Raw genomic sequence first — 1,095 nt, forward strand, 5'->3', positions numbered from 1 at the left:
ACTTCTTCCTTAGTACCATCGCAGCTTGCAGCAACTAAAGGTAATGATGCTAATGAAGCAACTGAACCTAAAGCTAATAATATTTTGTTTATTTTTTTCATAATATTAGATTGGATAAATTACTTTATTTTCCTTTCACTAAATTCAGCATATTTCATATGCTCAAATTACATTGTACTTTTTTTTTTTTTTTGTCAAAAATCGTAAAAATTGCCAGGAAAAATGGTAAAAATTGCCTAAAAAACACTATTTTTGACCAAAAAACACACTTTTTTTTAAGTTTTAACCTAACGATATAAAAACTATAAGTATTAATAAATAATAATGAAATTAGTATCTTCTTATACCTCTTAAATAATCTAAATAAAATAGAAAAATATTGGCCGCAGCCAATATTTGTGTATGAATAAAATAAATTAATTTATCCAATAATTATTATTTGAAATTCAATGATTGATATTTATATTATATATATTAGATATGGAAAACAAATATTACTTATTTTAATTAGAAAGATTATCTAGATTCTTCGGTTGCTTCGTTTTCATCATCAGGAATATTTCTTAGAATAGCATCTGCGACGCTAGCTACATGGTCAATTTGTTGTCTACTTAATCCCCTAAAATCTGCACCATTTGCTACAGCTTCAGAATTCTCTAAAACTCTAGATGAAGTTTCAGCAACTTTTCTTTTTGATACTTCTATATTTTCTTTTCTATCAGTTGAAATGGCATTAACTAGATCTTCTAGCTCACCAGGTTTTAATCCAAGATCATATTCTTTTCTATGAGTTGTTGATCCTTGTGGTTGGTCAGCTTGTTCTCTTTCTGCTGATGAAGCACTTGGAGTAGGGGTTGCTGGTGCTGTAGTTGAAGCTGAAGCATTCTTATTTTTTTCAGCACTTTCAGTTTCCTTTTTCTTTTCTTCTTTTTTAGAGTTATCACAAGCTGCAGCAATTAAAGGTAATGCTGCTAGAGAAGAAAGTGATCCGATAGCTAAGAAAAGCTTGTTTGTTTTTTTCATAGATGTTTATGAATAAATTACCTTTCAAAAAATTAATAAAAATAAGCATGCCTAATTATTTAATTTTGGGAT

At 28.3% G+C, this 1,095-nt stretch carries 2 protein-coding genes; both read right to left on the reverse strand.

What is annotated here, in order from left to right:
* Positions 1–101: variable surface lipoprotein (locus MAU_RS03590; RefSeq protein ID WP_152414864.1), on the reverse strand; the 101-nt coding region annotated here is incomplete at its 3' end.
* Positions 102–516: 415 nt separating this feature from the next.
* Positions 517–1,023 (reverse strand): variable surface lipoprotein, encoded by a 507-nt coding sequence (locus MAU_RS03340; protein ID WP_004425638.1) that lies wholly within the window; start codon positions 1,021–1,023, stop codon positions 517–519.
* Positions 1,024–1,095: the final 72 nt, after the last annotated feature.

This window comes from Metamycoplasma auris 15026 (assembly GCF_000367765.1).
GTDB lineage: Bacteria > Bacillota_I > Bacilli_A > Mycoplasmatales > Metamycoplasmataceae > Metamycoplasma > Metamycoplasma auris_A.